Origin of the sequence: Archaeoglobus sulfaticallidus PM70-1 (assembly GCF_000385565.1) — an archaeon.
Lineage (GTDB): Archaea > Halobacteriota > Archaeoglobi > Archaeoglobales > Archaeoglobaceae > Archaeoglobus_A > Archaeoglobus_A sulfaticallidus.
The window spans coordinates 185,968-198,329 of the sequence record NC_021169.1; the positions used below are offsets into that span (position 1 = coordinate 185,968).

The window sequence follows — 12,362 nt, forward strand, 5'->3', positions numbered from 1 at the left end:
ATTACTGATCGTAATTATTTTCCTCGCTCTCTTTCTCTATTTCCTTCTCGACTTTCTTTTCAATTTCCTTTACCCTCTTCTCAATCTCTTCAAGCGTAAGCTCCTCAACAATCTCATACTTTCCGGTGCTTATCCACATCAACTGGTCTTTCGTTGGTCTTTTGGCGAGAAACTTAGCTCCGGTTTTCTCATCTTCAAGGAGAATTACATTCTCTGATCCGTCTGGAAATCTGATCCTTTTCATTTGGACAAGAAACATCCATCAGATAATTAGCTTTTCGGTAAGCTATAGTTTCCCGAAATTATTCACTTCATAAACACGAGACTCGATGAGAAGAGATAACAATTATGTGGCTGAAAAACCAGTCTAAACTCAAAAGCCAAACCTTTAAATTTTTGCCAGCAACTGTAAAACCATGCAGTGGACTTCACCACTCACAAAATTCGGAAGGTCTGCTCTTGTTCCAGAAGGGCCATGGAGCTATGCTTTCGACGCAATAGCCGTGCACGCTGTTGCTAATCCGGATAGGTTGAAGAATATAACAGAGCTCAAGACTGATGGTGAGATGTGGATATACTTCGCAGACATAATTTCCCACAGTCCAAACTTTCCACAGCTAAACTATGAGACTCCACAGTTAGTCCAGTACAAAGAGGTTGCCTTTTTCATCAAAATTGAATTTGAAGGAAAAAGTTATGCCTACTGCCCATTCATGTATGTTGATAACGATGTTTCCCTGATGAGAGGGTACATAGTGGGATTTCCGAAGAAGATTGCGAGCATTGGGATAACAAGAGATCATCCGCTAATGAAACAGAAAATTTTCGGAGCGAACGCTATGAGGGCAGGATACAGCCTGATCAGAGCAAAAGTAGAGGTGGAGGAAAAAGCTAAGAGTCTTCCCTTGGACAACTTTGGCACATGGATTCTCAGAAGATACATCGGGCTGATGGGAATTGACGAACTGATCGAGTTCGTGCCAGAGGTCGAGTATGAATATATCTATAGAGGAAAAGCAACGCTCGAAATCGGAGGAGGAATAAACGATGAGCTGGAGTTTTTCAAACCAGAGAAGATACTTGAGGGATACAGATATTCAGCCTTGCTGAAGGTCAAGGATATCAGAGTTCTGAAATCAGAAAAATGAGTCGAGGGTTTTCTGCTCGGCCTCTCCCTTAACTACTCCATCGGTATATCCGAATCTCTCAAGAATTCTCATAACAGATGGCAGAATTTGGTTCTCGATGTAGTATTCCTTGTCTATCCTGTAAACTCCACCATCACTGCCCCGGATTATCTCCCCATCAAAGCTCTCGATCAGATCGTAAGGATATGCTCTATCACCTATATTTCCTGCACCCCTAACGATAACATAGCCAACCTTGGATCCAACGCTGTAATGGATCCCCATCTTCTCAGCCCTCATCGCAGCCTTAACATGTGCCTGAACGCTCTCGTACCTCGATATCTTCCTCGTTATGCTCTTGTATATTACATACTCCTCTATCCCAAAGCTGCCGGAGTTTATCTTCTCAATCACACTCTTAACAGTCTTCAGAGCTTTCTCAGGATCTCTCTCTTTCAAAAGTATCTCGATAACCATTTTCTGAACCTTTTTAGCCAGTTCACACCAGTCTCCTCTCCTGACCTCCAGACCCTTTACAATTATCCTGCCATCCTCAGTATATCCAGCATACCTCTTCTTCTCAACGAAAAATATGGTCTTGTAATACTCATCAACCTCGATCTGTATCGGCAGCTCTTCAGACAATTTCATTATCAGCCTTTTAACCTCTGCCCTCATCTCATCAATACTCAATCCATCTTTTTTGACGAATATGGAGTCCGTATCTCCATAAAGCACCGTGAATCCCATGTTCCTTGCAATCTCCGCAGATTTTTTGATGAAGTGTCTGCCCCATGCTGTTGTAGCCTCTGCACACTCCCTGCAGTACCATCTCGCCATGTTCCATCCGGTATAACCATAGAAAGAGTTCGTCAGGACTTTAAGAGCCTGCTGTCTGATATCAAGCACCCTGTAGTCTGGAGAGTTGTAGTCAAGAGTTTTCATTATCTTCTTTATCTCTTTTCTCTTGCCGATGAGCATCTTCAGAATTCTCTTGAAGAAGCCATCCGGAGACTTCAAAAATCTGTGTCCAACCTCCGGAGCAGTATGGCAATCACATGGACCCTTTGCAAGTGTATCGGGACTTATGTTAAAGGCTATCATTATGGAGGGATACATGGATGCGAAGTCCAGACAGACAACATTCTCATGCAAGCCTCTCTCTGGCTCAAGCACGAAAGCCCCTTCATAGGGCTGTGAAATTTCCGCAGGATTCGGTGCTATCTCCCCGAGCTTGTAAGCCTCGTTCAGCAAGAGCCAGTCCACCTGCTTCCCCCTACCCATTCTCGTAACATCATCAAGCGGGATTCTGATCATCTTGGATAGTTCGTAATACATCGGAAGCAGTTCCTCGGCTATGTAGTACGTATGCAGCACATCCTGCAAAGAGTAGTTCAGAACGTCCTTTCTCTTTCCTTCCTTCCATCTCTTAGCTATATCCTTCGCAGTAATATCTGCAATCTCTATTCTCTTCCCTAGAAATTCCGCAACATTCTCGAGTTTCTTGACTTTCACATCGATAGTTCGCAAAACGATGTCATACAAATCGACATTCAGCCTTCCTGCAATCTTTGGATTCCCTCTGAGGGTTAACTCACTTCCATCTCTGCCAAGGTCGAGCTTTATTCCAAGCTTAGTTGCTCTTTTTTTGAGATATGGAAGATCAAAGGAGTTCTGATTGTATCCAACAATTATATCAGGATCTATTTCTTTAACAACCTGAACGAACCTTTTGATTACTTCCCTCTCATTGTCCCCATTAATTATCTCCTCGTAATCTCCGGATTTTACCCCTATGACGATTATGGGATCCCTTTCAGGATCCGGCATTCCAAAGCTGGAGAGCATCTCGCAATCAAAAGCCATTATCTTTAGATCCGGATATCCATTCTCCCTCACCCTCTCGACACTCTCCACCTCAAACTCCCTGAAGTTTTTACCAACTAGCTTACCGGACAAAGCTATACCATCAAAACAGGCCAGATCCTTGTCTATCAGATATCTGTATACAAAGGGTATGTCCGCTTCTCTAACATCAGCGAATTTCGAAATGCTCTCCCTGAGCTTAGGAACATGCTGAGGGTGTTTTGCAAAAACCTTGAAAACATCCTTTTCCTTACCTAAAATCTTTCTCTTTACTCTCTCAATTCGCTCAACAGCTATCGTCTTTTTTCCGTCCTCAACCTTAACATACGGCTCATAGTCAGATATAACATAGAAATATGGTTCAAATGTGCGATCGTACGCGACAAAAACGCCATCGCTATCCTTACACCACATTCTGACTACAGCCTTCTCGTTTTTGGTTATGTAATCTATGTCGATCAGCCAAGCTTTCATTTTTACATCCATGGCTTTCTAACTATTTATACTTTGATGACCGAATTTTAACGATTTTGAAAAAACCAAGAAAAGTTTATATACCATAAGGTCGGACTTTTAATTGAGGTGGTAAGAATGGGAAAACTTGCGATAGTTCTTGCAAGTGGTGAGCTTGAGAAGCTTCAGGCTGCGAGCATAATCGGTAGTGTAGCCGCAACGCTTGGCACTGAGGTGCTCGTTTTCGCAACGATGGATGGATTAATGGCTTTTAAGAAAGATGTGGTAGAAAAGAAGGCCTGGAAGGCTGGTGAACTTGGTAAGGGAATGCTACAGGCTAATGCACCGCTTTTCATAGACACATTCAAACAGGCGAAAGAAACTGGGAATTTAAAGCTCTATGCCTGCGGAATGGTCATGGACATGCTCGGTTTGAGCATGGATGAATTTGTGGATGTCTTCGATGACAAGCTCGGGGTTACAGCATTTCTCGGCATGACTGAAGGTGCTCAGGTTCTCTTCATATGAGGTGGTCGAGATGTCAAGGATAGTTGTAGATGCCAGAGGAAGCTTCTGCCCGGGACCATTGATGGAACTGGTTAAAACAATAAAAGACGCAGAGGTTGGAACAGAGATAGAAGTCCTGTCCAGCGATGAAAGTTCCGCAAAAGACATTCCCGAGTGGGTAAAGAAGGCTGGACATGAGCTTGTTGGAGTTGAAAAGAAGGGAGATTACTGGAGTATCGTTGTCAAGAAGCTGAAATAATTTATTTTTTATTTTAGAGGTGATTTTATGAAAAATATCGTTATAATTGGTGGAGGAGTTGGGGGAACTCTGGTATCAAATTACCTCTCACACAAGCTTAAAGAGGAAATTAGAGAAGGTAAGACAAAAATCACGCTCATCTCTGATAGAGATAAACAGCTTTACGAGCCCGGATTGCTTTACATGATCTTCAACAGGATGGAGGAAGGTGAGCTTTTCAAAGAGCTCACATACCTTCTGGATCCAATGATAGACCTCAAGATAGAGAGGGCAACCAAAATAGTTGCTGATGAAAACTATGTTGAAACCGAAAAGGGTAGATACGATTACGATTACCTCGTTATAGCCACTGGATCGAGAATTGTTCCGGAAGAGGTTCCAGGGCTTGTAGAGGGTGGCCACTGGTTTTACAATGTCGAGGGTGCGAGAAGGTTAAGAGATGAGCTTGCCAGGTTCAAAGGTGGAAAAATCGTTGTCAGCATAATGGGCATCCCGCACAAGTGCCCGGTAGCTCCAATCGAAGTTACCTTCATGCTGCATGACTTCTTCAAGCTGCACAGACTGAGAGATAAGGTTGAAATCCTGTACACATACCCCATAAACAGGGTTTTCACGCTTGAGAATGTTACTGAAGTTGTTGTGGAGTACTTCAACGAGAGGGGAATCAAGTACAAGACATTCTTCAACCCGATAGAGGTTGATGCCAAGAACAAGAAGATAATAACGCTCGAGGGGGAGGAGGAGCCATACGATCTGCTGATAGCAATACCACCCCACAAAGGCTCACAGCTGATAATCGATTCTGGCCTGGGAGATAGAGACGGATGGGTTCCAACAGACAGATATACTCTGAAAGTAGAGGGATACGACAACATCTACGCTGTTGGAGATGCTACGAACCTGCCAGTAAGCAAAGCTGGAAGTGTTGCTCACTTTGAGGCAGAGGTTATTTCCGAGAACATTGCTGCACAGATTAAGGGGTTGCCCCCAACTGCGAGGTATTTTGGAAAGGCTATGTGCTTCATCGAGATGGGTTTCGACCTCGGCACATACATCTGGTTTGACTACGAAACCCCACCAAAACTTGTGAAGCCAAATAAATTCATTCACTGGAGCAAGATCGCTTACAACAGGCTCTACTGGCTGACGGCGAGAGGTGTGCTGTAAACAATAAGGAGGTATTAATTATGGAGTTGACTGAAGAGGAAATTAAGAAGTTGAAGGAGCTTGCAAATAACGCGGATGCTTTAATTTCGCTATCAAGTGGTTTAGGAGAGATTCTGAAGAATCTTGCTGAGAATAAAGACGACATAAATGGAGTTATAGATAAACTTGTTTGGCTCGAGAAAAGTGGCAACCTTGAAAGCATACTTGGATTTGCCGCGCTGATAAAGATATTTCAGGATACGCTGTCTGACGAGGTTGTAGCCAAGAATGCAGAGATGATTTCAAATATAGGGCTTATAGCTTCAAAGTTCAGCAGTGATAACTCATTAAAGCTGTTCAACGCCATAGGAGATGCTATATGCAGATGTTCTGGAGAAGCTGAACCCGTTGGACTGTTCGGATTGCTTAAAGCCCTCAGAGAGCCAGAAGTTCAGAAAGCCCTTGGAATGCTCGTGAAAATCGCGAGAGAGATGGGCAAGAATATTTGAAGTAATCATTTATTCATTTATTTTTTATTTCGCTTGATTATAGCTAAACAAACTCGAAAACACAGATATGTTTTTATTTCTGAAAATTCTATCACAACCATGGCATTAGAACTGAATGGTGTTCCAGTAGATGATACCTACTGCGAGGCGTTTGATGGAATATATTCGAGGTTTATAATAACTGCAAAGCACAGATGGCTTTTGAAAAGTGCTGCTTATGGGGCCACTGCCCTGCCTTCGACTGTTTTTGGGGAGTCTGAAGGTGGAATAGACAGATGGCTTTCCCCATCTGAGACACCGGATGGCAGACATGGAGCTATCGCTCAGGTATGGGTTCAGAAAAGCAAGAAGTTCATGGATGTTCTGACAAGAGAGATGAGCAAGAGAATCCGTCAGGGAGTGCTTGTGGTCCCAACAACGAGAGTGTTCAACGCTACCGATAGCGAGACCAAGTTCGATGCAGAGCTGAATATTGGAAGATGTGGAGATGGTTATGAGTGGGAAGAGGAAATGTGGGGGAGGAAGGTTATCAGGGTGCCAATAATGTTCGGAGAGTTCATAATCGAGAGATACATCGGATATGCTGAGGGTGTAGCCGGAGGAAACATCTGGTACTTCTGCGATTCAGAAGAATCTGCCCTTGAGGCTGGAGAACTTGCTGTTGAGGCTTTGAAGGAGATAGATGGAGTTATAACCTCCTTTGGCATATGCTCAGCCGGATCCAAACCTGAGACAAAGTATCCAGAAATAGGCCCCACAACGAACCACTACTTCTGTCCAACACTCAAAAACAAGATACCCGACTCAAAGGTTCCGGATGGTGTTAAATCAATTCCAGAAATAGTCATAAACGGAATAAATCTGGATGTTCTGAAAAAGGCAATGTATGTGTGCATGGAGGTTGCATCGAAAGTTGATGGAGTGCTCAGGATATCCAGCGGGAACTATGACGGAAAGCTGGGTCAGCACAAGATATACCTGAGAGACATTATCGAGGAGTACTCCTAAATTTTTTATTTATTCTTGACTTTTGCTCTAAATTTCCACACCCTCAAGTCTCAAAAGATATTTTTTTATTTCAATGCCGGAACTGTAACCTCCTATTCCATTTTTCGCCACAACTCTATGGCATGGAATTATAACCGGAACAGGATTGTTCCTCAATGCTTTTCCAACAGCCCTGTAAGCTCTGCTGTTAATTCTATCAGCCACCTGAGAGTATGTAAGTGTTTTGCCATAGGGAATTTCAGAGACAACTTTAAGAACTTCTGATGCAAAACCATCAGACTCTATCTCAACCAGATCGCTCAAGTCCACAACTTCCCCATCAAAATAAGATCTCAGAGCATTCTCCAACCTGCTCTCAGACTTTAACCTTGCCCTTACCTTGCTGGTAGCCTTATCACCGAAACTACCAGTCTCAAACCCAGATCTAACGATATAACGATCTTCTAAAAATACCCTGAAAGTTCCAACTGGAAGATCAAAGCTTATTACTCTCATAACTCACTTTTTGAATTCATAAGAGATTTCAGCTCAGATTTCGAGCTGATTATAACTCCATTGCCAGCATCTTTCCCTCCAATCTCCCTTATTCTCCTGATTCCGTCTATCTCCTTTATGATTTTGACCACAGGCTTTGGCACGAGATGCTCCCACGCCTCGTTCTCAAGCATCCTCCTCCTTATCTCCGTTCCCTGATACTCATCTCTGTTGTACATGCTCGTGTTGACCACTTTCTTCCCGGCTTCAGTAAACAATCTTACAACAAGGGGGTTGTTCGAAAAAACAACATCAAAGGGTGGAACCATGGATATGACATGCGAAACCCACAGGCTGTTTCTGTAGATGTCCTCAAGAGGTATCAGATAAACCTTCTTATCACCAAGTTCATCTTTGAGTTCATCCAACGCACTTGAGATCATCAGAATCCTCTCTCCAGCAGTAAATGGATTCTCAAGCTCATGGCTCTCCTGAGCGCTGCCTATTCCGATTATTAGCTCATCAACTTTAGTTATTATGTTCCTTATTACCTCATGGTGTCCATAGTGATACGGCTGGAATCTGCCTATGAAGAAGCCCCTTATCAACCTCTCCCTCCTTTTTAATCTCTCGGTTTCTTGACAACCCTGTATATGTCATCTCTAAGCTTTTTGCCAGTCTTTTTCTCCCACTCATCCAGTGGGATACCATACTTTGCCTGAATCTTGTCCCTGTAAATTTCAGGTATGACATTGAACGCACAGAACGGAATTATTCTCCCATCCGGGCTTGCATAGTGAATCTCGCACCTCTTCACCCTCTCGATGTCATAGTTGTACAGATCCTGGAAGTGCATCATTCCTATGAATAGTGCTTTAACGTGGAAGTCACCAAGAGTGGAGTAATCGTGCTTCACGAGAACATCAAACAGTATTTTAGCAAAATCAAATCCTTTTGGAGCATTCGAACTATCTACAAACTTCCTCAAATCGATGACGCTCTTTAAAGCCCGAATTGTCTTGATCTTGCTCGACTTCATAACTTCTGACTTTTCGTTGAGGTACTCAAAAAGCCCTTCCACATCGATGAACCTCGTTATCGGGATCATCCTGCCATTTTCCTTAAAAACATATGTCGCCATCCCACACGCCCAGTGAGTTGTCAGCTCGTACTGTGGATGGCCAGTTATCGCCTCAACGAAGTGAGACATCGGTGCTACACTTGGAACTGGATAGAAATCTTCCCTGCTTATCTCCCCATCAGTCTGCTCTTCTATCTTCTTTATCGCATCTGGAATCGTTATCCTGACTTTCTCTCTCTCCCTTCTAGGCATGCTTCCTACGAGGCTGACGGGCTGGAAGTTAACCCCCCTGACAACATCAATATTATCAACACCAAACCTGATTATGTCTCCAAGCTGATGATCGTTAACACCTTTAATAACAGTTGGAACTAAGACTATGCCCAGTTCAGCCCTCCTGCAGTTCTCCAAAATTTTGGGTATCTCATTATGATTCTTCGGGTTCGTTTTCTCATCAACCCCATCAAATGACAGGTAAACGGTGTTGCATCCGGCAAGCCTGACCTTTTTTGGCAGTTCCGGGTCGAGGGCTAACCTTATGCCGTTGGTATTCAGCTGAATATGATCTATTCCTTCCTCCTTTATCGCCTTTATGATATCAACTAGATCCTCCCTCAGCGTGGGCTCACCACCGGTAAGCTGAACGGCATTTGCAGGCACGGGCTTCAGACTTCTGGCGGTTCTAACCATCTCCCTTATTTGATCAATTGTTGGCTCATACACATAACCGGCCCTTTTTGCATAGAAGAAGCAGTACCAGCAGGCAAGATCGCATCTGTTTGTCAGGACAATGTTCAGCAAAGCAGTCTGACTCATGTGATCTTTGCAAAGCCCGCATGTAAACGGACACTTTGCATCATATATCTGAGGATTTTCGATACCGGGCCCATCATGAGCGAATTTGTAAGCCTTCCTGAACATCTCTGCGTCTCCCCAGTAAACCTCGACAAACTCACCATGCTCCTCACAGGTTTTTTTGATCATAACCTTGCCATCTTCCTCGTAAACCGTAGCGTTGATGATTTTAATGCACTCGGGACAAAGTGATGTCGTGTTATATGGTAAAATGTCCTTCGCAACTGATTGAGAATCAATTTTTGATTTCATGTTCATACCTCCGCGCTGATAATTTTATTCTATAAATCTGATAAGAATTTCCCATAAATTTAAAATCCGAAAGAGATATATCAAGGTTTCGTTGCTTTGATTTATGCTTAATATAATCGCCCTGATCATCAAAACAATCTGGCTGCTCATTCCCGCTTACACACCAAACAATTTCGCGGTCGTTTTTGGTGGAGGCATGCCTATAGATTTCAGAAAAAAATTCATAGATGGCAAGAGAATCCTCGGTGATGGAAAAACTATACGGGGATTCGTATTCGGGGTTATGGGCGGTATCCTGTGTGGGATGATTCAATACAAGATTGAGCCAATCTTCAATTTGAATTTGTTCTCATCTCTCAGCATTTTCGATGCTTTCTGCTTAATCTTTGCACTCTCTTTTGGCTCTTTAAGCGGAGATGTTTTCGGGAGCTTCATAAAGAGGAGGGCTGGAATAGAACGGGGAGGTGTTTTTCCGGTATTCGATCAGCTAACCTTCCTTGCTGTATCGCTCTTATTCGCTTATCTCATCTCCCCACACTTCAGCAGTCTGTTTACAAGAGAGGTGATAGTCACGGGACTTATTGTCACACCAGTACTTCACCTGATCGCAAACATTATAGCTTTCAAGCTCGGGCTCAAGAATGTGCCATGGTGAGAAAAATGGATGAGCTGAAGCGTGAGATCGTGAAAAAGCTCATAGAAAATGGATCGCTCAAATTTGGTGAGTTCGTTCTCTCATCCGGAAAAAAGAGCAGCTACTATGTTGATGTCAAAAAGAGCCTGACAGATCCGGACTTCCTAACCCTGATATCGAAAACCATGCTCAGGCTTGCTGAAGATTGCAGACTGAATTTCGACAAGATCGCATGTATAGAGCTTGGCGGCGTCCCATTAGCAGTTGCACTCTCAATCACATCAAACAAACCATACATAATCTTCAGGAAAAAGAAGAAGGAGTATGGGGTCACTTCTGACCTTATAGGGGAAATAAATGGAGAGAGGTTTGTTGTGGTTGAGGATGTAACAACAACTGGCTCATCCGCATTATCTGTTGTCGAGAGAGTTATGGAGAGAGGAGGTAAAGTATTAGGAGTGCTGGTTGTTGTTGACAGAGAAGAGGGTGCTGAAGATGTCTTCAAAGAAAAGGGGATAGGGTTCATTCCATGCCTGAAAGCCAGCGAGCTTATGAAGTACTCTAAAGCATAAACATTAAACAACTCTAATGATCTCCTCCAGGCTCTCCTTTCTAATTTCAATTCCAGCATCTTTCAGATAGCTTATAACCATATCCATATCCAATTCAGGGTTGAACCTGTAATTCTTCAGAGATTCGATAAGGATTTCTTTGTCCATATCCTCAAAACCAAGAATCCCCGATACAACATCCATATCCAGACTCCCGTCAAATTTCCAGTAATGATCAATGAACTCATTGAAAAGGTCCTTATTCAACCTGTACGAATCTGTATTGACCGCGAGAGTGCAGCACAGAAAATCGCCCAAGCACTCATTGAAGTACTCAACATCATATCCTTTCTTTGCCAGAATTGTGAGATATGGTTCCCATATCGCTATACCATCGATCTGACATTTTTCAAAGCTCTCGATCATCTTCTCAGGAGATTTGAAATAGATTACCCTGCCAGAAATATCCTTTTTGTCCATGTATCTCCTCAAATTTCTGTCCATCGTTGACATTTCTGATGCACCAAATATCGCGTTTCTCAAAGCTTTAATCGCTATTCCACTTCCATTCTGTGCTATTGCCGAAACTATCCTGATGTTCTTCATCAGTATTCCCATGAGAACCTGGGTCAGTAAAGGACTTCCAGCCAGATCCACCCTTCCCTGACTCAAAGCCTTCGTTAGCTCTATTGCATCATCAAACACCCTGACTATCATCCCGCAATCCAGTGCGGATTTTATCAGGTAAGCATACTCAGTGGATTTCAGCACGCCAACTCTCAGAATACCCTCAACAGGGTTGGGATACATCTTAACACTCCAGACCCTGTAGGATCTGGATGATACCTGCTCTCTGACTATCTTCCTTTTAGATTCAAGATTGCTTAGAATTTCAGAGACCGTAGATTTAGAGAGGTCGAGAATAGATGGTATCTCGCTCTGAAGTATTCCCTTCTCACCAACCTCCTCAAGAAGCCTTATTATCCTCTCTTCTGCAAGCACAGTTCATAGTTGTATCAGGCATAGATAAAGCTATGCTTCAACAGCAATCGTCCTGCCAGCCTTAATCTTCTCTCCCTCTTTAACAACAAAGGCATAACCATCAGGAATCTCCAGAACAACTCTCGACCCAAACTTTATGATCCCTATTTTCTGACCTTTCTCCACAAAATCCCCCTCTTTGACATAGCAGTTTATCCTCCTCGCAAAAAACCCAGCAATCTGAATAACCCTGAACAAACCTTTCTCATTCCTTATAAATATCTCATTCCTCTCGCTGAAGTCGTTTCTCCTGTAGGCGGGGATAAAACTCCCCTTTTTATAAACTACCTTCTCCACAACCCCGCTTACTGGAGCCCGATTAACATGGCAATCAAAAGGACTCATGAAGATCTCTATCCTCCTCTCTCCAACAAAATCCACCCTGCCATCAGCCGGAGATACAATCCCTTCACCGATATCCCTCGGTGGATCCCGAAAAAATAAGAGTGTGAAAAGCAACGAAAACAAAGATAGTATAATAAGAAAAACGAGATGGTCTGAGTTCAAAATGAAATTGATGAGAAACAGGACTGTTATCATGGTTATTTCTGCATATATGAGCCTCAATCCGCTCCTGTCTATCACACCAACCACCAAAA

At 43.2% G+C, this 12,362-nt stretch carries 15 protein-coding genes; 8 read left to right on the plus strand and 7 right to left on the minus strand.

Annotation, left to right across the window (positions count from 1 at the left end):
- Position 1: 1 nt before the first annotated feature.
- Entirely contained in the window at positions 2-244 is a 243-nt protein-coding gene (locus tag ASULF_RS01055; RefSeq protein WP_048098072.1) for a hypothetical protein, read from the minus strand.
- Between the two features lie 172 nt (positions 245-416).
- Between ASULF_RS01055 and ASULF_RS01060 the strand changes: the two genes are divergently transcribed.
- Complete coding sequence (locus ASULF_RS01060; protein WP_015589842.1) at positions 417-1,148, plus strand: acetoacetate decarboxylase family protein; 732 nt, start codon at positions 417-419, stop codon at positions 1,146-1,148.
- Here ASULF_RS01060 and ASULF_RS01065 read toward each other — a convergent pair.
- The gene (locus ASULF_RS01065) at positions 1,137-3,479 is read right to left on the minus strand and encodes a DNA-directed DNA polymerase (RefSeq protein ID WP_015589843.1); all 2,343 of its coding nucleotides are present in this window, start codon (positions 3,477-3,479) and stop codon (positions 1,137-1,139) included. The genes ASULF_RS01060 and ASULF_RS01065 overlap by 12 nt on opposite strands.
- A gap of 105 nt (positions 3,480-3,584) precedes the next feature.
- On the opposite strand from ASULF_RS01065, the gene ASULF_RS01070 reads away from it, so the two are divergent.
- From ASULF_RS01070 to ASULF_RS01090, 5 genes are all read left to right on the plus strand, one after another.
- Positions 3,585-3,974, plus strand: coding sequence for a DsrE/DsrF/DrsH-like family protein (locus tag ASULF_RS01070; RefSeq protein ID WP_015589844.1), 390 nt, complete (start codon positions 3,585-3,587; stop codon positions 3,972-3,974).
- Positions 3,975-3,984: 10 nt separating this feature from the next.
- Positions 3,985-4,212: a sulfurtransferase TusA family protein gene (locus ASULF_RS01075; protein WP_015589845.1), complete on the plus strand. Its 228-nt coding sequence runs from the start codon at positions 3,985-3,987 to the stop codon at positions 4,210-4,212.
- Positions 4,213-4,239: 27 nt separating this feature from the next.
- A complete protein-coding gene (locus ASULF_RS01080) occupies positions 4,240-5,379 on the plus strand; it encodes an NAD(P)/FAD-dependent oxidoreductase (protein WP_015589846.1) in 1,140 nt (379 codons plus the stop codon).
- Between the two features lie 20 nt (positions 5,380-5,399).
- Positions 5,400-5,867, plus strand: a complete 468-nt coding sequence (locus tag ASULF_RS01085; RefSeq protein ID WP_015589847.1) for a DUF1641 domain-containing protein — start codon at positions 5,400-5,402, stop codon at positions 5,865-5,867.
- A 99-nt stretch (positions 5,868-5,966) separates the two neighbouring features.
- Complete coding sequence (locus ASULF_RS01090; RefSeq protein ID WP_015589848.1) at positions 5,967-6,875, plus strand: formylmethanofuran--tetrahydromethanopterin N-formyltransferase; 909 nt, start codon at positions 5,967-5,969, stop codon at positions 6,873-6,875.
- 27 nt (positions 6,876-6,902) lie between these two features.
- Here ASULF_RS01090 and ASULF_RS01095 read toward each other — a convergent pair whose 3' ends face one another.
- From ASULF_RS01095 to tes, 3 genes are read right to left on the minus strand one after another with little or no spacing between them, the layout of a single operon-like run.
- Entirely contained in the window at positions 6,903-7,370 is a 468-nt protein-coding gene (locus tag ASULF_RS01095; RefSeq protein WP_015589849.1) for a methylated-DNA--[protein]-cysteine S-methyltransferase, read from the minus strand.
- Positions 7,367-7,954 carry a nicotinamide-nucleotide adenylyltransferase gene (locus ASULF_RS01100; RefSeq protein ID WP_081623029.1) on the minus strand — a complete coding sequence of 196 codons (588 nt, stop codon included), beginning with the start codon at positions 7,952-7,954 and terminating at the stop codon, positions 7,367-7,369. The genes ASULF_RS01095 and ASULF_RS01100 overlap by 4 nt, the downstream gene beginning before the upstream one ends.
- Before the next feature lie 17 nt (positions 7,955-7,971).
- The gene (tes, locus tag ASULF_RS01105) at positions 7,972-9,537 is read right to left on the minus strand and encodes a tetraether lipid synthase Tes (RefSeq protein ID WP_015589851.1); all 1,566 of its coding nucleotides are present in this window, start codon (positions 9,535-9,537) and stop codon (positions 7,972-7,974) included.
- A 103-nt stretch (positions 9,538-9,640) separates the two neighbouring features.
- Between tes and ASULF_RS01110 the strand changes: the two genes are divergently transcribed.
- Positions 9,641-10,192 (plus strand): CDP-2,3-bis-(O-geranylgeranyl)-sn-glycerol synthase, encoded by a 552-nt coding sequence (locus ASULF_RS01110; protein WP_015589852.1) that lies wholly within the window; start codon positions 9,641-9,643, stop codon positions 10,190-10,192.
- 5 nt (positions 10,193-10,197) lie between these two features.
- Entirely contained in the window at positions 10,198-10,743 is a 546-nt protein-coding gene (gene pyrE / locus ASULF_RS01115; protein WP_015589853.1) for an orotate phosphoribosyltransferase, read from the plus strand.
- Positions 10,744-10,746: 3 nt separating this feature from the next.
- On the opposite strand, the gene ASULF_RS01120 is transcribed toward pyrE, so the two are convergent.
- Entirely contained in the window at positions 10,747-11,724 is a 978-nt protein-coding gene (locus tag ASULF_RS01120; RefSeq protein ID WP_015589854.1) for a transcriptional regulator, read from the minus strand.
- Between the two features lie 30 nt (positions 11,725-11,754).
- Positions 11,755-12,357 (minus strand): phosphatidylserine decarboxylase, encoded by a 603-nt coding sequence (locus ASULF_RS01125; protein WP_236609732.1) that lies wholly within the window; start codon positions 12,355-12,357, stop codon positions 11,755-11,757.
- Positions 12,358-12,362: the final 5 nt, after the last annotated feature.

Coding starts and splice junctions, on each gene's coding strand:
- ASULF_RS01055 (WP_048098072.1), bottom strand. CDS start 244: ATGAAAAGGATCAGATTTCCAGACGGATCAGAGAATGTAATTCTCCTT.
- ASULF_RS01060 (WP_015589842.1), top strand. CDS start 417: ATGCAGTGGACTTCACCACTCACAAAATTCGGAAGGTCTGCTCTTGTT.
- ASULF_RS01065 (WP_015589843.1), bottom strand. CDS start 3,479: ATGGATGTAAAAATGAAAGCTTGGCTGATCGACATAGATTACATAACC.
- ASULF_RS01070 (WP_015589844.1), top strand. CDS start 3,585: ATGGGAAAACTTGCGATAGTTCTTGCAAGTGGTGAGCTTGAGAAGCTT.
- ASULF_RS01075 (WP_015589845.1), top strand. CDS start 3,985: ATGTCAAGGATAGTTGTAGATGCCAGAGGAAGCTTCTGCCCGGGACCA.
- ASULF_RS01080 (WP_015589846.1), top strand. CDS start 4,240: ATGAAAAATATCGTTATAATTGGTGGAGGAGTTGGGGGAACTCTGGTA.
- ASULF_RS01085 (WP_015589847.1), top strand. CDS start 5,400: ATGGAGTTGACTGAAGAGGAAATTAAGAAGTTGAAGGAGCTTGCAAAT.
- ASULF_RS01090 (WP_015589848.1), top strand. CDS start 5,967: ATGGCATTAGAACTGAATGGTGTTCCAGTAGATGATACCTACTGCGAG.
- ASULF_RS01095 (WP_015589849.1), bottom strand. CDS start 7,370: ATGAGAGTAATAAGCTTTGATCTTCCAGTTGGAACTTTCAGGGTATTT.
- tes (WP_015589851.1), bottom strand. CDS start 9,537: ATGAAATCAAAAATTGATTCTCAATCAGTTGCGAAGGACATTTTACCA.
- ASULF_RS01110 (WP_015589852.1), top strand. CDS start 9,641: ATGCTTAATATAATCGCCCTGATCATCAAAACAATCTGGCTGCTCATT.
- pyrE (WP_015589853.1), top strand. CDS start 10,198: ATGGATGAGCTGAAGCGTGAGATCGTGAAAAAGCTCATAGAAAATGGA.